Source organism: Kitasatospora sp. NPDC094016 (genome assembly GCF_040304045.1).
Taxonomy (GTDB): domain Bacteria; phylum Actinomycetota; class Actinomycetes; order Streptomycetales; family Streptomycetaceae; genus Kitasatospora.
Map to the genome: position 1 here is coordinate 1 of NZ_JBEOUK010000066.1, position 20,901 is coordinate 20,901.

A 20,901-nucleotide genomic window follows, 5' to 3' on the forward strand; every position below is an offset into this window, starting at 1 on the left:
GGGGGACCCTGTGGGAGAGTAGGACGCCGCCGAACAATCATTCACAGAGAACCCCCATCCGGGAGACCGGATGGGGGTTCTCTGCATTTCCGGGGCAATGGATCCCCCCCCACTGGCGGCTACGCGGCCCGGGAGTGCCTACGCCGCTTCGGGCCGGCGGGTGTCCAGCCAGGCGCGGTAGCGGCGCAGGGCCTTGCGCTGCTGGAGCTGTTCGACGAGCAGGGCCACGGCGGGGTGGGTGCCGGGGGCGGGGGCCCGGCCGGAGGCGAGGCGGCGCAACTGGTGGCGGACCTGTGCCATGCCGGCGGCGGAGGCGAGTGCCTTGTCGGACCAGGTCACCGGGCGCAGGGCGCGGTCGGCTTCGGTGCCGGCGTCCCAGCGGAGGGGCAGGTCGGGGGTGACGGCGAGGGCGGTGCCCATGCCGATCACCGCGACGCCGTCCGCGAGGACCTGCTCGGCGGTCTCGCGGCGGGTGATGCCGCCGGTGAGCATGAGTGGGAGCGGGCTGGTGCGGACCAGGTCGGCGGCCAGGTCGAGGAAGTAGGCCTCGCGGGAGCGGGTGCGCTGGTCGGCGGGGCGGCCGGTCATCGCGGGGCTCTCGTAGCTGCCGCCGGAGAGTTCGACCAGGTCGACACCGAGGGGGGCGAGCATGGCGATCACCTGCCGGGCGTCGTCGGTGTCGAAGCCGCCGCGTTGGAAGTCGGCGGAGTTGATTTTCACGGCGACGGCGAACCGCGGTGGGACGGCGGAGCGGACGGCCCGCACCACGTCCAGCAGCATCCGGGCGCGGTTGGCCGGTGAGCCGCCCCAGGCGTCGGTGCGGGTGTTCACCAGGGGGGAGAGGAACTGCGAGAGCAGGTAGCCGTGGGCCGCGTGGATCTCCACGCCGTCGAAGCCGGCCTGGGCGGCGCGGCGGGCGGTGGTGGCGATCTGTTCGGGAGTCATGGCGGTGGGGCGGCCGAAGCGGCCGCTGTGCCGGCCGAGGTCGACGCCGATGTCGGAGGGGCCCCAGACCACGCCGGGCAGGCCGGAGGGCACCTGGCGGCCCGGGTGGTTGATCTGCATCCACACCGAGGCGCCGCCGGACTTGGCGGCCCGGGCCCAATCGGTGAAGGGTTCCAGGGGAGCGGCGGCATCGAGGACGACGCCGCCCGGGCCGGTGAGCGCCTCGGCGTGGACCATGACGTTGCCGGTGATCAGGAGGCCGCTGCCACCCGCGGACCAGTTGCGGTAGAGGTCGAACAGCCGCCGGTCGGGCAGCTGGCCGTCGTCGGCCAGGTTCTCCTCCATGGCCGCCTTCGCGATCCGGTTGGGCAGAACCGCGCCCGAATCCAACCGCAGTGCCGTGAACAGGTCGTCCGCCACGGGGGTCTCCTCACCCTGGACTAGAATGTTTGCACTGTTCACATTAGGACGGCAATGTAAGCAGTGCAAACATGAGTGAGGGTGACCCATGCCACAGCAGACCGGCTCGTACCACCACGGCGACCTGCGGGTCGCCTGCCTGCGCGCAGCCCGTGACCTCCTGGAGGAGGACGGCAGCGCCGCACTGTCACTGCGTGCCGTCGCCCGCCGGGCCGGCGTCTCGGCGACCGCCCCCTACCGTCATTTCGCCGACCGGGAGGCACTGCTCTCCGCCGTCGCCGCACAGGGGTACCGCGAACTCGCCGAGCACCTCGCTGCCGCGCACCCCGCCCCGCGCGAACCCGAGGACCTCGCCGCCGTCGCCGCCGCCTATGTTCGCTTCGCCGTCGACCGGCCCGCGCTGTTCCGGGTGATGTTCGCCGAACCCTGTGACCCCGCGGACGTGGAACGGGCCGCGGCGACCGCCGCGATGTGGGACTACGTCGGCGGAATCGTCGGCGACACCTTCCCCGGTACCGACCGTGAGGCGATGTCCACCGCCGTGTGGGCGCTGGTCCACGGCTTGGCCTTCCTCCACCTCGACGGAAAGCTCGACGCCGCTGATCCCGCCGCAGCGGACCGCCGCGTCCAGGCGGCGGTCCGCACGCTGCTGGACACCGCCCGGACCCACTCTGGTGCGGATTCGGCCCGCTGATCCGGGGCGAGGCCATCCCCGGTCGGGTGGCGACGGGCCGGCCGGTCGGCTCGCCGGCCACGGCAGTACCGATGTGCCGGGCGTCGCCGTTGACAAGCAGCCAAACGGCTGCCTAATGTGAAAAGGCAGCTGTTTGGCTGCCTGATGGGGGGTGGCGTCGGATGGACGAGATATTCAAAGCCCTGGCCGACCCCAGCCGCCGTCGGCTGCTGGACCGCCTGCGCGCCCACAACGGGCAGAGCCTGCGGGAGCTGTGCGCCGGGTTGGACATGGCCCGGCAGTCGGTCAGCAAGCACCTCGCCCTGCTGGAGGCGGCCGAACTGGTGACCACCGTGCGGCAGGGCCGCGAGAAGCTGCACTACCTGAACGCCGCTCCGATCAACGCCATCGCGGACCGCTGGATCAGCCAGTTCGACCGCGGGCGGGCCGCCGCGCTCGCCGATCTGAAGAGAGCACTGGAGCAGCCACCCATGGACAACAACGCCTTCGTCTACACGACGTACATCAACACCACACCCGAGCGGCTCTGGCAGGCGCTCACCGACCCCGCCTTCACCGAGCGCTACTGGGGCGTGCGCCTTGAGACCGACTGGGCCGAGGGCTCACCCGTCGTCTGGGCCGAGCGCGGCGCACGGACCGCCGACCCGGAGCAGGTCGTACTCGTCCACGAGCCGTACCGGCGGCTCTCCTACACCTGGCACACCTTCACTCCGCAGTGGGCCCGGACGGTCGGTGTCGGCGAGGAACTGCGCGCCGAACTGGCCGGGGAACGCCGGTCGAAGGTCACCTTCGAGCTGGTGCCGCACGGCAACCAGGTGAAGCTGACCGTCACCCACGACGACTTCGACCCCGCCGGGGCCCTGCGCTCGATGTGCAGCCAGGGCTGGCCGGCCATTCTCTCCAGCCTCAAGACACTGCTGGAGACGGGCGAAGCCCTGCCCACCGCCGGGCAGCCGGTCCAAGAAGGCTGACCGCCGACAGGCTCCGACCGCCCGTCCCGAGCGGATCAGGGCGCCGCCGCTCGAACGGTTGCGCCCTGATCCGCGCCGGCCCCGTCGGGCGGGAACTGCCCGCCCGGCCCGGGCCCGGCTCAGGGACCGGAAGGGCCGCTCATCGTGTTCGGCGCATCGGACGCGGTTCGCCGAAGCGTTCCTCGAACTCGGCGTCGCTCAGGGCCCGGAGCTCCTCGCCGGTGATCCGGCCCGCCAGCAGATCGGCGAGGAAGACGGGGAGCGCGGCGTCGCGCATGGTGTCGCTGATCTCGCCGGGCACCGTGTGGACCGCGCTGTCGATGCGACCGTCGGGATGGAGGGTGTAGGTGCGGTAGCCGGGGCCCTGGAAGCGCCGGTTCACGTGGTCGATGCTGAAGAAGGTCGACGGGCACACGTACACGGGGCGCTGTTCGAACTCGCCGGACAGGTCGCCGTGCAGGTGGCCGGCGCCGATTGCGCGAATCTTGGGGAAGTCGCGCATCAGCACGGCGAGTTCGCTGTAGCTCTCGACGGCCGGGGCGGTCCGGCGCAGGGGCGGCTGGTGCAGCCACACGAAGACGTGGTCGGCTTCGGTGGTCATCAGGATCGCGCGGGCGCGTGCCTCCTCGACCGGGGTGAGGCCCGGTTGGGCGGCCGCGTGTACGCGGTCGTCGCGGTCGTGGTAGGTGCCGTCGGCGGCTGCCTCGCGGCCGTGCGCGTTGGTGTCGAGGAACAGCATCAGCCAGTTCCCGACCCGGACGGCGGGTTCGAGGTGCACGTTGGGGCGGGGCAGGCAGGCCTGCAAAGTGTCCTGGCGGTCGTGGTTGCCGGCGAGGCAGTAGACCGGGGTGGGGAGGGCGTCCAGGACCCCGCCTATCCGCCCGTACGCGCCCGGCTCGCCGGTGTCGGCCAGGTCTCCGGTGGCGACCACCACGGCGGCGTCCGTGATCGCCTGCTTCGCGTCCGCGAGGACGGCGGCGAGTCCGGTGTCGGGTTCGTGGGTGACGAAGTTCCGGGCCCCGGGGGAGTTTCGGAAGTGCAGGTCGGATATCTGGACGATGCCGATGGCTCCGGCTTCCGGAGCAGCCGGGTTCGAGTGTCGCTTCATGCACCCTCGCTCGGTGAGGAAAGATCACTTGCTTTTCGACGGACGACCCCAAGGTAAGTAAATGGCATGACTGCCAAATGGCAGTCATGCAAATTTCCTCCGTCGGCCGGCGGGCGGGTTCGCCTATGGGTGCGAGGGGGGCGGGGTGTACGTGAACGGCAGGGGCGCGCTCGTGCCGCCCGCCGTGGTCACCGTGACGTCCACCGGTCCGGGCGCGTCGGCGGCCGGTGCGGTGGCCGTGCACAGCTGCGGGCCGCAGGAGAAGTGCGCGGCCGGGTCGCCGTCGAACGCGACCGTGCCGGCGGCCAGGTCGTCGCCGACGATGATCACCTGCTCCCCGTCCTGGCCCGGGCCGTTGGGGGTCAGGTGGACGATGGAGGGCACCGGCCTGGGCGGCGGGGCGCCGGTGTACTCGAAGTCGGCCGGGGCCGGGACGGTCCCGCCGGGCGCGACCACGGTGATGTCGGCGGTGTCCGAGCCGCCCGGGGTGGTCACCGTGCAGGCGGTGTCGGTGCAGGTGCCGGGGGCGGCGACGCCGCCGATCAGCACCATGGCGCCGTACAGGCCGGTGCCGGTGACGGTGACGGGCGTGCCGCCCGTGCCCGGGCCCGTCGTGGTGTCGACGCCGTCGACCTGGGGCACCGGCGGGATTGCCGGGGGCTGCTGGTCGCCCCCGAACAGGTGGGTGGAGACGTGTCCGGTCGGGTCCGGGTCGTTGGGGTTGGCCACCAGGGCGGTGATCGCGCCGGTGATCGGCCCGGTCCCCGCCGCGTGGACGGTCACCTTCATGAAGTCGGAGCGGCCGGGTGCGCGGTGGCGCAGGACGACGGCCTCCAGGTGGCGGCCGTCGGCGGAGACGGTCTGGGTGAAGGTGTAGTCGGGCGGCATGGAGTAGAACATCGCGCCGCCGGTGGTGACCCCGGGCGGCAGGTCGATGGTGAAGTGGGTGGGTCCGGTGAGGTCCTCGGTTCCGGCCGAGGTCCAGGACAGCGAGAAGACGCCGTCCCGTTGCTGCTCGGTGGGGTAGTTCCCGGCCTGGGACAGGGTGACGTGCTGGCCGGTGGCGGGCGGGCTCTCGACGGGCGCCGCCGAGACGGTGGCGGTGGCGGTGGCGGCGGTCAGGGACAGGGCTGCGGCGAGGCCTGCCGTGACCAGTCTGGTGAGCGTGGACATGTAAGGAATCCTCGCGGGCGCCCCGCCCCGCCGAGGGCGGTTCCGGGCGCCCGTTCGAGAATGGCGGAATCCCGCTCCGCTGGGACCGGCAAGAACCCGTCACACCCGTCGCACCCCGTCAGAAACCGCCAGGACCCGCCACCGTCCCAACGGGGCTTCTCCGGAGCCGAGTTCGCCGGCCCCCGGGGCAGCTGAACCTCGGCGGCGTCATGACGTACTCGCTCGAAGCCGACGACGCCGGCGCCACCCTCCTCCATGCCGCCACCGGTCTGCCGTAGCCGGGTGAGTCCGGTCGAGGGTGTCGACGACGGCCTCGATCCACCGGCGGACCCGGTCGAGCCTGCCGAAGCGGGCCGGCTCGCCCCTGCGGCCGGGCCTTCCAGCCGGTCGTCCAGTCGGCCGTCCTGCGGTCGCCGATCGTCACCACCGCCACGGCCGGAGGGCGGCGGCCAGGAACCCGCCGGCGCCCCCGCGCCGGACCGGGCGGAGTCGCGGGCCCTCTGGCCTACGTCAAGTCTGTTGACCTACGCTGCCGGGCATGAGCGAACGGGTAGTCCCCGAGCCCCGACGGCAGCGTCGGCGGCCCACCAAGCAAGGCGTCGTCCTGTCCGGCGAACTGATCGTCGACACCGCGCTCCGGCTCATCGAGCAGCACGGCGCCGCCGCGCTCACCGTACGGCGGCTCGGTACCGCGCTCGGCGCCGATCCCAGCGCCGTCTACCGCTACTTCCGCAGCGCGGACGACCTGCTGCTCGCCGTCGCCGACGAGCTCATCGGCCGCGCCCAGCACGGTTGGCAGGCCACCGGCGACTGGCGCGCCGACCTGCGCGCCATCGGCCTGCGCATCCACGCGGCCTACCTGGCCCACCCGCAGGCCGCGCTGCTCGCCGCCCACCGCACCACCGGCCGCACCTACGAGATCGCCGCCGTCGAGGCCATCCTCGGCGTCCTGCGCGGGGCGGGCTTCCCCGACCGCGAGGCCGTCCGGATCTACCACGCCTTCGTCGACCAGAGCCTCGGCTTCGCCGCGCTCGACGCCGCCGCCCTCGCCCTGCCCGCCGCTGCCCAGGCCGCCGACCTGGAGGTCTGGCAGGCCTCCTACGCCCGGCTCGACGCCACCACCCACCCGCACATCGCCGCCACCACCCGCCTCCTCACCAGCGACATGCGCCGCAGTGGCTATCCCTACGCCCTCGACCTCCTCCTCGACGCCGCCGAGGCCCGCCTCCCGGCCACGGGCTGAGCGCGGCCGGGAGGCGGGCCGGAGCACGGGCGGATCCGGAGTGCGGCCCGCCGCCGGCGGGGCACGCCGAGCCGATCGGCGAGCCCCGCCGCCGGGGCACCGACCGCCGCCGGGGCACCGGATCACCCCCGGTCGGTTCAGTCCGCCGCGTGGACGAGCCGGCCGCCGACGTAGGTGCGCAGGACGCGGGCGTCGGCGATCTCCTCGGCCGGGGCGGTGAAGAGGTCGCGGTCCAGGACGACGAGGTCGGCGAGGTGGCCCGCGGTGAGGGTGCCGGCGTCGTCATGGCCGTTGACGTGGGCGGTTCCGGCCGTGTAGGCGGCGAGGGCGGAGGCCAGGTCGAGGCGCTGCTCGGGCAGGAAGACCCGGGCGTCGGCGGCCCCCGGCTCCCTCCGGTTGACGGCCACGTGCAGACCGGCCAGCGGGTCCGGGCTGCTCACCGGCCAGTCGCTGCCCGCCGCCAGGGTGGCGCCAGCGCGCTGGAGCGCGCCGAAGGGGTACTGCCAGGCGGCGCGTTCCGGTCCGAGGAAGGGGATGGTCAGCTCGTCCATCTGGGGCTCGTGCGCGGCCCAGAGCGGCTGGATGTTGGCGATCGCGCCGAGCCGGGCGAAGCGGGGCAGGTCGTCCGGGTGGACGACCTGGAGGTGGGCGAGGTGGTGGCGGGTGTCGCGCCGGCCATTGGCGGCGCGGGCGGCCTCGACCGCGTCCAGTGCCTCGCGGACGGCCCGGTCGCCGAGCGCGTGGAAGTGCACCTGGAAGCCGAGCGCGTCCAGTTCGGTGACGTACCCGCGCAGGGCGACCGGATCGACGAAGCTGAGGCCCGAGTTGGCGGTGGCGCAGCCGCACCCGTCCAGGTAGGGGCTGGTCATCGCGGCGGTGAAGTTCTCGGCGATGCCGTCCTGCATGATCTTCACCGAGCCGGCCCGGAACCGGCCATGGATCAACTCCGTGCGCCGCTCGACGAGTTCGGGGATCTGCTCGGCACCTCGGTCGCGGTCCCACCAGAGCGCGCCCGTCACCCGGGCGGTCAGCGCGCCGGAGCGCGCGGCGGCCAGGTAGGCGTCGGACGGGTCCGGCTGGCCGTTGAACGCGCCGAGCAGCGCGTCCTGCCAGCCGGTGATGCCGAGCGAGTGCAGCAGCCGCTGCGCGCGCAGCAGCCCGTCCAGCCGGTCGGCGGCGGTGGAGGGCGGGACCAGCCGGGCGACCAGGCCGGTGGCGCCCTCCTGGAGCGTGCCGCTCGGGGTGCCGTCGCCCTCGCGCTCGATCCGCCCGTCGGCGGGGTCGGGGGTGTCCCGGGTGAGGCCGGCGAGCTCCAGGGCCCGGGTGTTGGCCCAGGCGCCGTGGTGGTCGCGGTTGGTCAGGTACACCGGGCGGTCGGGGACGACGGAGTCCAGCAGTTGGCGGGTCGGCAGGCCGCCCTCGAAGCTCTCCATCGACCAGCCGCTGCCGGTGATCCACGCCTGGTCGGGGTTGGCGTCGGCGTAGGCGCGGATCCGCTCCAGGTAGTCGGCGACACCGACCGTGCCGGTGAGGTCGCAGGCGGCCAGCTCGGCGCCGCCGAAGACCGCGTGGACGTGCGCGTCCTGGAAACCGGGCAGCAGCAGTTTGCCGGTGAGGTCCACGACCTCCGTCCCCGGCCCGATCAGCTCCCGGACCTCGTCGTGGCCGACGGCGGTGATCCGCTCGCCGGTCACGGCCAGGCAGCTCGCCCGGGTACGGGCGGCGTCGCCGGTGTGGACGGGGCCGTGGGTGAAGACCAGGTCGGCCTCGGGCATGGGGGTGCTCCGTTCTCTCGTGGTTTCCGCGGGTTCTCGGTCGGTGTCGGGCCGGAATTCGGTCGGTTCCGGCCGGAATTCAGTCGGCTTCGGGTCGAAATTCAGTCGGTTTCGGGCCGGAAGTAGGGCGAGCGCCGCCGCCAGCGGGCCCAGGCGGCCGCCGGCAGCCCGGTGACGATCATCAGCACCGTCACGGTCAGCTCGAACCACCCGTTGTCGGCGGCCAGTTCGAAGTGGTCGGCGGAGTCGTAGAACGACCAGGCCAGGTAGCCGCCGACGGCGAGCAGCGCCGCTGCGCCCAGCAGCGGGCCGACCACCGCGCGCAGCCCCTCCAGCGGGGCGCTGCGCAGCAGGTGCCGGAACCGGACGGCGGCCGCGACGGCGGTCAGCGCGTAGTACAGCGCGACGATGATGCCGATCGCGTTGACGGCGGCCGAGATCAGGTCGTTCACGGTGGGGATGGCGATCGAGGCGAGCGCCAGGGCCATCGCGATGCCGGTGATCAGCAGTGTGCCGACGGCGGGCGTCGTGTGCTTCGGGTGCAGCCGGGTCCAGACCGGGCCGAGCACGCCGTCGCGCCCCATCGCGTACATCCCGCGCGCCGTCGGGATCACGGACGACTGCAGGGAGGCCACCGCCGAGAACATGAGCGCGATCAACGGCAGGGCGGCCAGCGGCTGGTGGGCGAGCGTGGTGCCGAAGTAGGTGAGCCCGTGCGCGCCGTTGTCGGCCAACTCGTCGAGCGGCAGCACCCGTTGGAAGGCCGTGCCGGCGAGCAGGAAGAGCAGCAGCATCACCACCAGGGCGAGCATGCCGCCCCGCGAGGCGTCCCGGGGGCTGCGCACCTCCTCGCCGACGCTGAACACCGACTCGAAGCCCCAGTAGCAGAACACCGCCAGCACCATGCCCTGGGCGAGCGCGTCGAAGGACGGGATGTCGAACGGGTTGAACCACTGCGGCGAGAACGGCTGGTCGCCGGCGAACAGCCCGTACCCGCAGAAGCCGAGCAGCACCGCGTACTCGAACACCAGCAGCGCCTTCTGCAGCCGCGCGGCCAGGCCCAGGCCGCGCACCGCCACCAGCGCCGCGCCGGCCAGGACCACCAGGCCGAGCAGGGTGCACTGGACGGTCGAGTCGGCGTCGAGGCGAAGGCCCGCGACGCTGCGTACGTGGGCCAGGTCGAGGAGCTGGATGATGGAGGAGCCGGTGACCGTGGTGGTGTAGGCCATGAAGACCACGGTGCCCACGGTGTTCACCCAGCCGGTGAGGAAGCCCAGCCAGGGGCTGAGTATTCGGCCCACCCAGCGGTAGCTGCTGCCGGCGTCCGGTTCCACGGCGTTCAGCCGACCGTACCCGCCCGCGATGGCGAGCACGGGCAGGAAGGCCAGCAGCATGATCGCGGGCAGGTGCAGGCCGACGACTCCGGCCATCAGACCCAGGCCGATGCCGATGCTGCTGGTGGCCGCCGTACTGGAGGCGGCGATCGTCGCCCCGTCCAGCAGGCCGATCGACTTGTGCATGGTGACGTGGGGGTTGCTCGCGTCCGGTCTCGGAACGCTGCCCGTGTCCTTCACCGTCGGTGTCAACGGATCACCGCCTTGCTCGTGTGGGGGGAGGGTGCGAGCTATGAAACCGGCGGTGTCCTCACACGTCAATGCTGTTGTCATAAGGATCCGCTCCGTCGCGCGTCCGGTGGGGGTGTTGTGACGGCTGCGGGGGTGGGGCGTGGGCCAGAGCGGCCAGCGCGGCTGGACCGACGCCCTCGGGCGGCCCCGGCCGGGGGGCCGGTCGGGGCGGGCCGGCGGCCGACGGAGTTCCTGGCAATCAGGGGGTCCGGCACGTCTTCCAGAGCGTTGCAAATAGATCTCTAGACACAATCAGTTTGTGATGCAAACCTTAGCCCCATGGCAACCCACTCTGTCCCGCCCCCAGGCGACCCCCGCTCCCTCCTGGCGATGAAGCGGTCCCTGGTCCACCACGTCCGTCGCGAGCAGCGCGGTGGCTGGTTCCCCCTCCTCGTCTTCGCCGCCGTGCGGTTCGGCGCGGCGCCGGTGGTCCGCTACGGCCAAGGCGACCGCGTCGGCGACCTGCCGCCGGCGATGTGGTACTGGCCGGTGGCACTGCTGCTCGCCTATGCCGCGATCAGCTGGTTCTACCTGCGCCGTTCCGACCGGCGCGGCCTGGGCAACCGGGTCGGACCGTACCTGGCGCTGGGCGTCGTCCTGGTCGTGCTCATCACCGTCTACACGGCGTGGACGGCCACGCACCCGGGGTTCCTCGCCGATCTCCACGGACCGTCGCCCGTCGCGCTGTTCTTCAACACGGTGGTGAGCCCGGCCGGCACGATCGGCCTGGCGCTGCTGCTGCTCGCCCGGATCGAGCGCAGCTGGCCGCTCCTCGCCGTCACCTGCGGGTACCTTGTCGTCATGCTCAGTTCCGGCAGCCGTCCCGACCCGTCCCCGTGGGGCCTCCCGAGCCTCCTGCTCGACGGAGGTGTGCTGCTGCTCGGCGGCATCGGCCTCGCCCTGCTGCAGCGGATCCAGGGGCGGTCGGCCGCATGACCGAACACCCCACCAGCAGCCTCGACGACGTCGTGCACCAGCGCGTCCGCCTGGGCATCCTCGCGGTGGCCGAGGAAGCCCGGCGGGTGGAGTTCACGTTCCTGCGCGGCACGCTCGGTCTCACCGCCGGCAATCTCTCCCAGCACCTCGGAGTCCTGGAGAAGGCGGGTCTGGTCACGATCGACAAGGGCTACGAGGGCAAACGCGCCCGCACCTGGATCCAGCTCACCAAGGCGGGCAAGAAGGCCCTGCACGACGAGATCGCCACGCTCAAGACCCTGATCCGCCAGCTCGAAGGATCCGGAGCGCTCGCAGGACCCGGGGGGCAGGAAGGGCGCGGCGGTGAAGCCGACCCCGGTTCGGCCGCTGCCCCCGCACCGGGCTGAGCCTTCGGTCCGACGTCCGGAGGCCGTCATCCGGGTGGCGGCCTCCTCCCGGGCATCGGGGAGGCGTTCATCGAGTCCTGCGAGGACGGCTCCTTCGAGGACGGCTCCTGCCCGACTCCGGTGCTGGCCAGCAGCCCGCCGACGGTCCAACTCCCGGCCGGACAGGCCGGTCAGGCCAGGAAATGGTCGTGCCGGCCGTAGAGTTCCGCCCATTCCGCGTCGCTCATCGGGCGTTTTCGGGCCGCGATCTCCGCGATCTCCTCGAAGAACGATTCACGTGGCACGCCCGGCACGAAGAGCATCAGCATCGAGGCCGGTTCGTGGGACTCGTTGCGGAAGCCGTGCACGGCGCCCTCCGGCACGTGCAGGAAGTCACCCGCCCCGGCGTCGATCCACCGTTCGCCGTCGTACAGGCGCATGATCCCGGACAGGACGAAGAACGACTCGGACATGGTCCGGTGGAAATGTGGAGCGGGGCCTGTCGGCCGAGGCCCCATGTCCAATCGGTACAGGCCGAACGTCTTGTTCGCGGAGGGCGTGTCGACCAGGTAGTGGACTCGTGTTCCCCCCGCGCCGATCGACACGTCCGGCGCGGCGACGCCGAATCGGAGATTTGCCGTATTCTCGCCCGATTCGCCCCAGTAGTGGGCTATTGGGTAGGACATGGCGGATTTCCCTTTCGAGATATTCGCGTGATCGGCCGGTGGTCCGGTCCGTCGCCCCGGCGACGCATACGACGTGTGTCCGGCCGGCTGCCGACGGTGCCGGACAGGGCGGCGGCCGTTCGGCCCGAGGGCGCCGAGCGCGTCCGGAGCACCCCGCGGGGCGTGTGCCTGGCGGCGCCACCGGCGCCACCGGCTCTTCGCGGCCCGAGCGGACCAGGGCGTCCGCAGGCCCCGGCGGCCCGACGAGGGCCATAGGTCCACGGTGCGCCGAGGTGGCCGTCGGCGCACCCGCAGCAGCCCGGCGGCGGCCCGCGACGGGGCGGGGCCGCCGCCGGGCACCGGAGGACCTGCGCGCCACAAGTTCGCGCGGGCTGATTCGAGCGGTGGGTCGGCACCCCGCCGCGTGACGCCCGGGGCCGCCCTCCCAGGGCCGGAATGCCGGTGGATCCCCTCCACCCGGCGGGTCACTGCTACTGTGGGCCCAGATTCAACGGAATGCGCGAAAAATCGCTCCTGAATGGTGTTTCTGAGCGGCGCCCTCGCGGTGTTTGTTCCCTTCGCGGAACCCCAGTGCTTCCTTCGTGACCACAACGAAGGCAGAAGACTGTGCACCAGCACCGTGTCATCATCGCCGGCGCCGGACTCGGCGGCCTCACCCTCGCCCACGGGCTACGCGCCCGCGGCTTCGACGTCGCCGTGTACGAGCGGGACCGGCACCCGGACGCGAGGCCGCAGGGCTACCGCGTCCAGCTCGACGAACCCGGGCTCGCGGGCCTGGAACGCTGCCTGCCGGAGCACCTCTTCCGGCTGGGCCTGGCGACCGCGGCCTCGCCGCCCGCCCGGGTCTCCGTCCGTGACCGCCACCTGGGCGTGCTCGCGGACCGGCTTACCGCGCCGGGCCCCGATCCCATCGGAGGCTCGGCCCGCCCGTACCGCTCGTACGCGTTCAACCGGCCGACGCTGCGCCAGATCCTGCTCTCCGGCCTGACGGACACCGTGCGCTACGGCGCGGAACTGCTGAGCTGGGAGAGGGAGCAGGACGGAACGGTCACCGCGCGGTTCGCCGACGGCCGCAGCGCGAGCGCCGACCTGCTGGTCGGCGCGGACGGGGTCGGATCGGCGGTACGCCGACAACTGCTGCCGCACGCCCGGGTCGAGGACGCGGGACTGCGCCTGATCTACGGCAGGATTCCGCTGGATGCGCTGGATGCGCTGGATACCGGAGTCGGAGAGGTCGAAGAGGCGGAGGCGGGCGCACTGCCGCCGTGGGTGTTCGACAGCATCTTCACCGTGGTGACCGGAGGGCCGGGAAGTCCGCATGTCGGCTTCGGGCCCGTGCGGTTCGCCAGCCCTCCCGGTGCCGCCGGCCCGGCGCACACGCCGCCCGTCCCCCTCACCCCCGTCGGCGACTACATCGCCTGCCTGGTGGGAGCGCCGGCGGACCACCCCGCCATGCCCTCGTTCGAGGCGCTGCGCGGTCTCGACGGTCCAGCGCTGCGCGAGCTGGCCGGACGCCTGGTGGGCGACGACTGGCACCCCGATGTGCGCCGCCTCCTGGACCACTGGGAGACCGGCTCGCTGTTCCCGCTGCGCATCTCCACGGCGAGCCCCGTACCACCGTGGGAGCCGGGCCCCGTCACCCTGCTCGGGGACGCGATCCACGCCATGAGCCCGGTGCTGGCGATGGGAGCGAACACCGCGATCCGCGACGCCGCCGAGCTGACGCGGACCCTGGCCGGGGCCGCGGCCTCGGGCGCGCCGCTCGTGGACGGCGTACGCGCCTACGAGCTCCGGATGCGGGAGTATGCCTTCCCCGTCGTGGCCGCCTCCCGGCGGACCGGCCGACAGCGGGTCGGACAGCACTGACGGCCGAGAGGGGCGAGTCCTGGTACCGGATTGCGGCGTCAGGAACGTCGGCTGTCGAGCCGGTCACCCGGGCGGTCACCCGGGCGGTCACCCGGGCGGTCACCCGGGTGGTCGCCGGGGCAGGTCGAGGCGGACGAGGTGCTGGTCGGTGCCGCCGTCGGGCCGGTGCACGGTGCGGTAGGCGTACGGGGCGGTGCTGGCGGGGAAGGTGACGATGCCTTCCTCCACGACGGGCCGCTGGTCGGCGATGGCCCGCAGCCGGGCATCGGTGTCGGCCGGCAGCTGCGGCTCGGGCGGGCGGCGGTGGCGGCCGGCCATCCTCAGGCCGTCGGTTCCGACGGGGCCGGACGGTCCGGCCGGCCGGTTTCGCTGCGCCGGGGCCGGTTCACGAGGTCCTCCTCGCGGGCCGGCCGGCGCTGTCGGCCAGCAGCGGCAGGTAGTGCTGGAGGTACGGCGGGACCTTGAGGTCGAGCACCTCGGCCAGGGGGACCATGCGGACGGCCAGGCCCTCGTCGCCGAGCCGGAGGTCCGTCTCCGGGCCGTCCCAGGCGGCGTGCAGGACGCGGGTGAGCGGGGAGACCAGCTCGTGGTGCGGGCCGGGCAGGATCCGCAGCCCCGTGATCTCGATGCCGGCTTCCTCGCGGACCTCGCGCGCCGCGTTCTCCTGCGGGGTCTCGACGCCCTCGCGCCAGCCGCCGATGGGGGTCCAGTAGCCCGGCCAGGCGATGCCCGGCCTGTCGTCGCGGTGGTGCATCAGCAGCCGGCCGTGCCGGTCGGTGACGAGGACCATGATTCCTTCGAACTCGCCCTCTGGGGAAGGGCGTTCCAGGTACAGCGGGGTGCCGCAGCGGTGGGCGCGCAGTGCCTGGAGGAGCCGCTGGTAGCGGTCCGGTGACATCAGGTCGCACCAGTCGTGGGCGGTCTCGAAGCGCCACTCGGTGTGCTCGGCCGGGTCGAGCCGGATACGGGCCTGCTGCTCGGGGGTCAGGACGCCGCCGTCGAAGACGTATCCGCACACCGGCACCGGGTACTCCGTGCCGGCCTGCTCGTGGACGACCGCGATCAGGCGCCGCCGGGCGATCACCTCGGGGTTCTCCGCGGCGAGGTCGAGTCCCAGTTCCTCCTGGGCCTCGCGCAGTGCCGTGCCGAACGGGGTCTCGCCGTGTTCGACGTTGCCGCCGGGGAGGTTCCACACGGACGGGTTGATGGTCGATCGCATTCCGAGGACGCGGCCGTCCGGGTCGGTGACCAGGAAGCATCCGTAGACCGTGGGCCGCGCGATGGTGGTGAGGTAGCCGCCGACCGGCCGCCAGCCCGGGATCGCCAGGCGACGGGTGAGCCACCTGATCACCTCGCGCTCGCCGTCGCCGGTCTGCGGCAGCTGGTCGGGGCGGGCCCACTGCTGGTCGTCGTGCTCGGCCGACAGCGTGACCGGGGTGCCGTCCGGTACGACGGTGGTGAACACGAACTGCCGTACCCGACGGCCGGTCCGGTCGGTGAGGTCCAGGCTCCGCGCGTACTCCAGCGGTAGCCCGGCGAGCCCGGTCCGCTCGGCCAGTTCCCGGGCAGCGCCCGCCTCGACCCCCTCGCCGTCCTCCCGGTCGCCGGCCTCGTGGCCGCCGCCCGGGTACTCCCACAGGCCGGGAAGGGCGTCGTGCGCGGCCCGGCGGATCAGCAGGATCCGGCCGGAGGCGTCGCGGACCACCACGCCGACGACGATCCGCTCGATGCCCTCGTGGGCGGCCAGTGCGGTCAGCACCTTGAAATCGATCACTGCGCGGACTCCTCGTTCACTCGGGCCGACGGGGCTGTTGAGCGAGGGCGACGGGACGCTCCTCCTGCCGGCGCGCCGGGGCGGTCCAAAGCAGCCTCAGGGAAGCTGAGCCGGGGTGACCGTGTGGTCGGCAGGGGACAGATGATGGCGCTGTTCGAACGCGGGGTTCAAGCAGGTCACCTCCGGGCGCGCCCGGGGCGAACGGGGAGTTTTCGAGCACCGCGCCGCCGCGGTGGGTACGCCCTCCGGCCGGTCGCGAACGGCCGTCGGGCAGGCTGCGGGCCTGCTGCTGATGCCCGCGTGGGCGGCGGGGCCGCGCGGGGAGCAGCCGTCGCCGGCCTCACTCGTTCGGCTGGCCAGGCGGTTCAGGAGGTTTCCGTCGGCGGCCCGCCGGCGGCTTCCTGGGCATTCATGGCGCGAGCTTGTCATGGTCACATGTTGGCGCTGATCTGACCGCCGGTGCTGAGCACCATGTACACGCCGTTGGCGACGGCTCCGGCGTCCTGCTGGTTCGCCTCCAGCGTGCCGTTCACCGCGCCGTCGTTGCCGAGGATCTGCGCGCGGTAGTGGAGTTCGCCGATCTTCGTGACCTTGGCCGTCCAGCCGCCCGCGAGCTTGAACGTGCCCGGCCCCTGGTGTCCGCCGCCCATCCAGGAGTGGGCCGTGCCGTCCATCGAGAGCACGATGAACATGTCGTTGAAGTCGACCCCGGCGTCGGAGTCGTGCGTCTCCAGCGTGCCGTACTCCGTACCGTTGTTGACGATCTTGGCGACGTAGTTCTGGTTGCCGGTCGCGCGGATCTCGGCCGTGCTGCCGTCCACCAGCTTCTGGGTGCGGACCGGGGACGTCCCCTTGGGCGGGGCGGCCGGCGGCGTGGTGGTGTGGCGCGTGGTGGGCGTGGCGGCCGGTGGGGCGGTGCCGGGCGCGGGGGGTGCGGCCGGCGTGCTGGCCGGCGCGGCGGTGTCGGGAGCGGTGGGAGCACTGGGCGCGGCGGCCGGCGGGGTGGTGCCCTGCGCGCTGGGCGTGGTGGGCGTGGCGGCCGGCGCGGCGGTCTGGTTCGCGGGGGACGGGCTGGAGCAGGCTGTCGCGGTGGACACCAGCAGAGCGGCCGCCAGGGCGGAGCCGGCCAGCGTGCGGACGGCGGACGAGCGGCGGTTCGTTAAGGTCGACATGCGGTGCTCCTGGGCGAAGTACGGGTGAGGAACAGCTCGTTGCCGGTGGCCTCTCCTGCGGGGGCCAGGAGCAACGTGGCTGCGTACAGGAACGAAGTTAGTGCGAGCAGTCGACGAAACAGACCCTGCTATGTCACCGGACTGCTACGCCCTCCCCGTACCCCGCACCTGCACCGCAGGCCCTCACCTGCACCGCAGGTCGGCGCGCCACCGAACCGAAGCGGAAGGGTCCGGTTTCGGCCAGTTGTGCTGTTCATGTATACGCGCATTCACATCTTCGGAATGCTGACCGCACATGCTGTCGGATCTACGGCAAGGAGAAGGTCATGCGTCGAATCGCAGCCATCGGCACCGGGGCGGCACTGCTCATGGGAGCGGGGCTGATCGCCGCGCCGTCAGCCTCGGCGATCTCCTACTGTGTCACCAACCAGGGCCAGAACTGGGGCTCCGTCAACTGCCAGACCAGCGCCCCGAAGAACCACTGGCAACTCGTCCTGATCTGTGAAAGCGACAGCGTCAAGGGCATCCGGCAGACGGTCAACGGCCGCTGGCACACCGGCGACGGCTCCGACACCCTGTACTGTCCCACGGGCTACGGCGCCGCCCTCACCAACGTCAACAGCGACAACTGACTGATGGGGGTGCGTGCCTGAGTGGTTTCCCGGGCGATCAGCGGTCGCGGGCCGGCGCGTCGCGCAGTGCCTCCTCGAAGGCCGAGTGCGGGTACTGGTCGGTGCCGAATCCGGGCATTTCGAGCTTCTTGAGCTGCCCGCCGACGACGTGGGACACCAGCGGCACGGGCAGGGCGTCGGGCCAGAGGCCGGTCCGTTTGCCCTCGGAGAGGACACGGCGGAACGCGCCGGTGGATCCCCGCAGGCTGCGGCCGTTCGCCTTCAGCTCCTCTGCGGCGCACTCGCCGTCGCCTTCGACGACCTGAAGCAGGATCTGCTGCGCCCGGGGCGGCAGGCGGTCGTAGTACGACCGGGCCCGCTCCGGTGTCCAGCGGTCGTCGGGCAGCGCGGTCACGACGGCGTCCGGCATGGTGGCGAAGGCGAGCAGCTTCTCCAGCGCCTCGGGGGTCGGATTCTCCACGGTGATCGTGATCCTCATGGCGCAACACCCTTGCAGCCCCGGATCCTGAACACAAATAACCGCAGTAGATGTGTTGCAGACAAGAAGGTCCCTTCGAGTTGTCGAAGGGACCTTCAGCGCGGTTGCAGGGCTGCTCCGCGATGCTTCACGCGCGTCGAGCAGAGCCGGTGGCCTCCCAGGCCGCCTCGATCATCCGGAAGATCTCGTCCACCGCGGCCTCCGGATCGGCCGCCTCGCGGGCCAGCGTGTAGGCGTCGATCGCGAACCTCGCGATCGCCCGGCAGGCCGTCGTGGTCTCTGACAGGCCGAGGTCGGCGGCGATGGCCGTTGCCAGCGAGTCCGCGTGGCGCAGCCTCATCGACTCCTCGTACTCCCGCAGGGCGGGTGATTCCTCGATCATGCGCCAGATCGGGGCGGCGTCGTCCGCCGTGCAATGGCGCACCAGGGCGTGGACCTCGCGGCGCAGCGCGGGGATGAGCGGCTCGTGCGGCGCCCGGGCGGTGGCTGCCTGGGTGAGGCGCTGCTCGAAGTCGTCGTCCCGTTCGAACACCAGAGCCTCTTTCGAGGCGAAGTGGGAGAAGAGCGTGGTGACGGCCACGTCGGCCTCGGCGGCCACGTCCCGGATCCCCACCGCGTCGTACCCGCGCTCCAGGAAGAGCCGCAGGGCGGTGTCGGCGATCTTCTGGCGGGTCGCGGCCTTCTTGCGTTCGCGGCGTCCGGGCGGCACGGTCATGCGGTCACGCTAGCAGATACATAGGTGGAACTGTTTCAAAACGCTAACCGTTAGTGCTACGGTCGGCCGCATGAAGAACATGAAGAAGGTGAGCTTCGCCGAGTTCGGCGGCCCGGACGTTCTGCGGCTCGTCGACGCCGAGCGGCCCCACCCGGGCCCCGGTCAGATCCGCGTCGCCGTACGGGCGGCGGGCGTGAACCCCGTCGACTGGAGGATCCGCGAAGGCCAGTTCCTCCAGGCCCATCCGATCGAGTTGCCCTCCGGCGTCGGGCAGGACGCCTCGGGGGTGGTGGACGAGGTCGGCGAGGGCGTCGAAGGGATCGAGGCCGGCGACCACGTGTTCGGCGAGGGCTCAAGCACCTACGCCGAGTTCGCCGTGCTGTCGGCCTGGGCCCGAATGCCCGAAGGGCTGACGTTCGAAGAGGCGGCCGGCTATCCCTCCGTGGTGGAGACCGCGCTGCGCATCATCCGTCAGGTCGGCGTGCGGCCCGGGCAGACGCTGCTGGCCAGCGGCGCGTCCGGGGGAGTCGGCTCGGCGGTGCTGCAGATCGCCCGCGACCGCGGCATCACGGTGATCGGCACGGCCGGGGCCGCGAACCAGGACTACCTGCGCAGCCTGGGTGCCGCCGCCACGACGTACGGCGAGGGCTGGGTCGAGCGGGTGCGGCGGCTCGGCCAGGTCGACGCGGCGCTCGACCTGGCCGGTTCGGGCGTGATCCGCGAACTCGTCGAGCTGACGGGGGATCCGCAGAAGGTGATCTCCATCGCCGATCTCGGGGCGCCGCAGTTCGGCGTCCGGTTCTCCGGCGTGGCCGGGAGCATGCCGGAGGCGCTCGCCGAGGCCGTCGACCTCATCGCGCGGGGCAGGCTCCACATCCCGGTCGAGAAGTCGTACACGCTCGCCGAGGCCGCGGCGGCGCACATCGACAGCCGCGCCGGTCACACGCGGGGGCGCCGGGTCGTGCTCGTCTGAGCCGTTTTCTGCGCAGTCGCACGACCCGGCTCCCCCGGAGGCGTTCGTCAGCGGCCCGGGGCGTTCCCCGCCCACACGGAGGGCGTGCGGTGCGACCACGGGTTCGCTTGTTCGAGTTGCCCGGCGAGGCGGAAGAGGCGGCCTTCGCGGCCGTACCCGGCGGCGAACTGCATGCCGATCGGCAGTCCCGTCCCGGTGTCGGCCGTCAGCGGTACGGACATGGCGGGCGTGCCCGCCACGTTGAACGCCGCGGTGAACGGCGAGCGGTCGAGGAGGCGGTCGATCCAGCCGAGGCCGTCCAGCGTCTCCCCGCCCTCGGTGTAGGTGTTCAGGAGCGGGGGGAGCTCCGGCAGGGTCGGGGTGAGCAGGATGTCGTACGCGTCGAAGTACCGCGCCAGGCTGCGGGCGACCCGGTTGCGGACCGCGAACGCGACGACGAACTGGGCGCCGCTGACCTGCCGCCCGTAGTGGTAACTGGTGAGAGTTCCCGGTTCGAGGGTCGAGGGGTCGACGGGCCGCCCGAGGGCGGCGGCCAGCCCGTCGACCATGGCGGTGAGATTCGCCGCCATCAGACGGGCGTTGGCCAGGACGAACTCCTCCCAGCCGACCCCGAGGTCGACCTCGGCCTCCTCCACCTGGTGGCCGAGGGATTCGCGTCATGACGCACATGCCGAAGGGCCCGCACCGGGCAACATGTGCGCGGTGCGGGCCCCTCGCTGCTAGGCGGGTGCCGTGGCAGAAAACTACAGCGGACGAATGTTCTCGGCCTGCGGGCCCTTCTGACCCTGCGTGACGTCGAACTCGACCTTCTGGCCCTCGAGCAGCTCACGGAAGCCGTTGGCGTTGATGTTCGAGTAGTGGGCGAAGACGTCCGGGCCGCCACCCTCCTGCTCGATGAAGCCGAAGCCCTTTTCCGCGTTGAACCACTTCACAGTGCCATTAGCCATAAAAAAATCTCCTTCAAGGGGCTTTCCGAAGCCCGCACCATGCAGGCTTCGAGTCGCCGCGATGAGCACCCACCCGGGGAAGAGCCGGGAAACAAAAATGCGCCTGCGAAACATCAGCAGGCGCACACAAAGTTCATGGGAACCACTACTGCAACTAAAACGACTCTAGCAGGCTCCGGGCCGCCACGGGCGAAATATTTTCACCCCGGGTTTCGCGGGAGCCTCCCCCCGGGGGCCGCAGGCTTCGGAAAGACCGCCCTTGCACTCTCGGGCGCAGACAGCGGGAAGTGTCAATTCTGCCGGCTGTATGCCGGGCTACGGGAGTTCGTTCAAGCTGCACGGGGTGTTCCGAGACTTCTCACCTCCGGGTCCAGGTGATCAAGGCGCAGTTGGGTCTGCCGGC

20 protein-coding genes and 1 pseudogene are annotated in these 20,901 nt (G+C 72.1%); 8 read left to right on the forward strand and 13 right to left on the reverse strand.

What is annotated here, in order from left to right; genetic code table 11:
• Positions 1-138: 138 nt before the first annotated feature.
• Entirely contained in the window at positions 139-1,365 is a 1,227-nt protein-coding gene (locus ABT015_RS35570; RefSeq protein ID WP_350886778.1) for an NADH:flavin oxidoreductase/NADH oxidase family protein, read from the reverse strand.
• Positions 1,366-1,453: 88 nt separating this feature from the next.
• On the opposite strand from ABT015_RS35570, the gene ABT015_RS35575 reads away from it, so the two are divergent.
• Complete coding sequence (locus tag ABT015_RS35575) at positions 1,454-2,059, forward strand: TetR/AcrR family transcriptional regulator (protein ID WP_350886780.1); 606 nt, start codon at positions 1,454-1,456, stop codon at positions 2,057-2,059.
• Between the two features lie 161 nt (positions 2,060-2,220).
• A complete protein-coding gene (locus tag ABT015_RS35580) occupies positions 2,221-3,030 on the forward strand; it encodes an ArsR/SmtB family transcription factor (RefSeq protein ID WP_350886782.1) in 810 nt (269 codons plus the stop codon).
• A gap of 139 nt (positions 3,031-3,169) precedes the next feature.
• Here ABT015_RS35580 and ABT015_RS35585 read toward each other — a convergent pair whose 3' ends face one another.
• Positions 3,170-4,138, reverse strand: coding sequence for a metallophosphoesterase (locus ABT015_RS35585; protein WP_350886784.1), 969 nt, complete (start codon positions 4,136-4,138; stop codon positions 3,170-3,172).
• 123 nt (positions 4,139-4,261) lie between these two features.
• A complete protein-coding gene (locus ABT015_RS35590; protein WP_350886787.1) occupies positions 4,262-5,311 on the reverse strand; it encodes an IPT/TIG domain-containing protein in 1,050 nt (349 codons plus the stop codon).
• Positions 5,312-5,849: 538 nt separating this feature from the next.
• Between ABT015_RS35590 and ABT015_RS35595 the strand changes: the two genes are divergently transcribed.
• Entirely contained in the window at positions 5,850-6,554 is a 705-nt protein-coding gene (locus ABT015_RS35595) for a TetR/AcrR family transcriptional regulator (RefSeq protein ID WP_350886790.1), read from the forward strand.
• A gap of 137 nt (positions 6,555-6,691) precedes the next feature.
• Here ABT015_RS35595 and ABT015_RS35600 read toward each other — a convergent pair whose 3' ends face one another.
• Together ABT015_RS35600 and ABT015_RS35605 are read right to left on the reverse strand one after the other, a co-directional pair.
• Positions 6,692-8,329 (reverse strand): amidohydrolase, encoded by a 1,638-nt coding sequence (locus ABT015_RS35600; protein WP_350886792.1) that lies wholly within the window; start codon positions 8,327-8,329, stop codon positions 6,692-6,694.
• A gap of 101 nt (positions 8,330-8,430) precedes the next feature.
• A complete protein-coding gene (locus tag ABT015_RS35605; RefSeq protein WP_350886838.1) occupies positions 8,431-9,849 on the reverse strand; it encodes an APC family permease in 1,419 nt (472 codons plus the stop codon).
• Between the two features lie 384 nt (positions 9,850-10,233).
• Here ABT015_RS35605 and ABT015_RS35610 point away from each other — a divergent pair, with 384 nt between their 5' ends.
• Together ABT015_RS35610 and ABT015_RS35615 are read left to right on the forward strand one after the other, a co-directional pair.
• Positions 10,234-10,890, forward strand: coding sequence for a hypothetical protein (locus ABT015_RS35610; protein ID WP_350886795.1), 657 nt, complete (start codon positions 10,234-10,236; stop codon positions 10,888-10,890).
• The gene (locus ABT015_RS35615) at positions 10,887-11,276 is read left to right on the forward strand and encodes a transcriptional regulator (protein ID WP_350886797.1); all 390 of its coding nucleotides are present in this window, start codon (positions 10,887-10,889) and stop codon (positions 11,274-11,276) included. Before ABT015_RS35610 ends, ABT015_RS35615 begins: the two co-directional genes overlap by 4 nt.
• A gap of 170 nt (positions 11,277-11,446) precedes the next feature.
• Here ABT015_RS35615 and ABT015_RS35620 read toward each other — a convergent pair whose 3' ends face one another.
• On the reverse strand, positions 11,447-11,941 hold the full coding sequence (locus ABT015_RS35620) for a cupin domain-containing protein (RefSeq protein WP_350886800.1): 495 nt from the start codon (positions 11,939-11,941) through the stop codon (positions 11,447-11,449).
• Positions 11,942-12,547: 606 nt separating this feature from the next.
• Here ABT015_RS35620 and ABT015_RS35625 point away from each other — a divergent pair.
• Positions 12,548-13,807 (forward strand): FAD-dependent oxidoreductase, encoded by a 1,260-nt coding sequence (locus ABT015_RS35625; protein ID WP_350886802.1) that lies wholly within the window; start codon positions 12,548-12,550, stop codon positions 13,805-13,807.
• A gap of 99 nt (positions 13,808-13,906) precedes the next feature.
• Here ABT015_RS35625 and ABT015_RS35630 read toward each other — a convergent pair whose 3' ends face one another.
• From ABT015_RS35630 to ABT015_RS35640, 3 genes are all read right to left on the reverse strand, one after another.
• Positions 13,907-14,125, reverse strand: coding sequence for a hypothetical protein (locus ABT015_RS35630; protein ID WP_350886804.1), 219 nt, complete (start codon positions 14,123-14,125; stop codon positions 13,907-13,909).
• A gap of 67 nt (positions 14,126-14,192) precedes the next feature.
• Entirely contained in the window at positions 14,193-15,581 is a 1,389-nt protein-coding gene (locus tag ABT015_RS35635) for an NUDIX hydrolase (RefSeq protein ID WP_350886806.1), read from the reverse strand.
• A gap of 431 nt (positions 15,582-16,012) precedes the next feature.
• Positions 16,013-16,753, reverse strand: a complete 741-nt coding sequence (locus tag ABT015_RS35640; protein WP_350886808.1) for a hypothetical protein — start codon at positions 16,751-16,753, stop codon at positions 16,013-16,015.
• A 326-nt stretch (positions 16,754-17,079) separates the two neighbouring features.
• Here ABT015_RS35640 and ABT015_RS35645 point away from each other — a divergent pair, with 326 nt between their 5' ends.
• Positions 17,080-17,385: a hypothetical protein gene (locus tag ABT015_RS35645; RefSeq protein WP_350886810.1), complete on the forward strand. Its 306-nt coding sequence runs from the start codon at positions 17,080-17,082 to the stop codon at positions 17,383-17,385.
• 37 nt (positions 17,386-17,422) lie between these two features.
• On the opposite strand, the gene ABT015_RS35650 is transcribed toward ABT015_RS35645, so the two are convergent.
• Both ABT015_RS35650 and ABT015_RS35655 read right to left on the reverse strand, forming a co-directional pair.
• On the reverse strand, positions 17,423-17,863 hold the full coding sequence (locus ABT015_RS35650) for a hypothetical protein (protein ID WP_350886812.1): 441 nt from the start codon (positions 17,861-17,863) through the stop codon (positions 17,423-17,425).
• Positions 17,864-17,990: 127 nt separating this feature from the next.
• Positions 17,991-18,578, reverse strand: coding sequence for a TetR/AcrR family transcriptional regulator (locus ABT015_RS35655; RefSeq protein ID WP_350886814.1), 588 nt, complete (start codon positions 18,576-18,578; stop codon positions 17,991-17,993).
• A 79-nt stretch (positions 18,579-18,657) separates the two neighbouring features.
• Here ABT015_RS35655 and ABT015_RS35660 point away from each other — a divergent pair, with 79 nt between their 5' ends.
• Positions 18,658-19,551 carry an NADP-dependent oxidoreductase gene (locus ABT015_RS35660; protein WP_350886841.1) on the forward strand — a complete coding sequence of 298 codons (894 nt, stop codon included), beginning with the start codon at positions 18,658-18,660 and terminating at the stop codon, positions 19,549-19,551.
• A gap of 47 nt (positions 19,552-19,598) precedes the next feature.
• On the opposite strand, the pseudogene ABT015_RS35665 reads toward ABT015_RS35660, so the two are convergent.
• Together ABT015_RS35665 and ABT015_RS35670 are read right to left on the reverse strand one after the other, a co-directional pair.
• Positions 19,599-20,204, reverse strand: a pseudogene (locus tag ABT015_RS35665) (amidase family protein); the annotation flags it as partial.
• A 90-nt stretch (positions 20,205-20,294) separates the two neighbouring features.
• A complete protein-coding gene (locus tag ABT015_RS35670) occupies positions 20,295-20,498 on the reverse strand; it encodes a cold-shock protein (RefSeq protein WP_030918248.1) in 204 nt (67 codons plus the stop codon).
• Positions 20,499-20,901 lie beyond the last annotated feature (403 nt).

Coding starts and splice junctions, on each gene's coding strand:
- ABT015_RS35660 (WP_350886841.1), top strand. CDS start 18,658: ATGAAGAAGGTGAGCTTCGCCGAGTTCGGCGGCCCGGACGTTCTGCGG.
- ABT015_RS35650 (WP_350886812.1), bottom strand. CDS start 17,863: ATGAGGATCACGATCACCGTGGAGAATCCGACCCCCGAGGCGCTGGAG.
- ABT015_RS35585 (WP_350886784.1), bottom strand. CDS start 4,138: ATGAAGCGACACTCGAACCCGGCTGCTCCGGAAGCCGGAGCCATCGGC.
- ABT015_RS35620 (WP_350886800.1), bottom strand. CDS start 11,941: ATGTCCTACCCAATAGCCCACTACTGGGGCGAATCGGGCGAGAATACG.
- ABT015_RS35600 (WP_350886792.1), bottom strand. CDS start 8,329: ATGCCCGAGGCCGACCTGGTCTTCACCCACGGCCCCGTCCACACCGGC.
- ABT015_RS35610 (WP_350886795.1), top strand. CDS start 10,234: ATGGCAACCCACTCTGTCCCGCCCCCAGGCGACCCCCGCTCCCTCCTG.
- ABT015_RS35640 (WP_350886808.1), bottom strand. CDS start 16,753: ATGTCGACCTTAACGAACCGCCGCTCGTCCGCCGTCCGCACGCTGGCC.
- ABT015_RS35605 (WP_350886838.1), bottom strand. CDS start 9,849: ATGCACAAGTCGATCGGCCTGCTGGACGGGGCGACGATCGCCGCCTCC.
- ABT015_RS35670 (WP_030918248.1), bottom strand. CDS start 20,498: ATGGCTAATGGCACTGTGAAGTGGTTCAACGCGGAAAAGGGCTTCGGC.
- ABT015_RS35580 (WP_350886782.1), top strand. CDS start 2,221: ATGGACGAGATATTCAAAGCCCTGGCCGACCCCAGCCGCCGTCGGCTG.
- ABT015_RS35615 (WP_350886797.1), top strand. CDS start 10,887: ATGACCGAACACCCCACCAGCAGCCTCGACGACGTCGTGCACCAGCGC.
- ABT015_RS35630 (WP_350886804.1), bottom strand. CDS start 14,125: ATGGCCGGCCGCCACCGCCGCCCGCCCGAGCCGCAGCTGCCGGCCGAC.
- ABT015_RS35595 (WP_350886790.1), top strand. CDS start 5,850: ATGAGCGAACGGGTAGTCCCCGAGCCCCGACGGCAGCGTCGGCGGCCC.
- ABT015_RS35590 (WP_350886787.1), bottom strand. CDS start 5,311: ATGTCCACGCTCACCAGACTGGTCACGGCAGGCCTCGCCGCAGCCCTG.
- ABT015_RS35575 (WP_350886780.1), top strand. CDS start 1,454: ATGCCACAGCAGACCGGCTCGTACCACCACGGCGACCTGCGGGTCGCC.
- ABT015_RS35645 (WP_350886810.1), top strand. CDS start 17,080: ATGCGTCGAATCGCAGCCATCGGCACCGGGGCGGCACTGCTCATGGGA.
- ABT015_RS35655 (WP_350886814.1), bottom strand. CDS start 18,578: ATGACCGTGCCGCCCGGACGCCGCGAACGCAAGAAGGCCGCGACCCGC.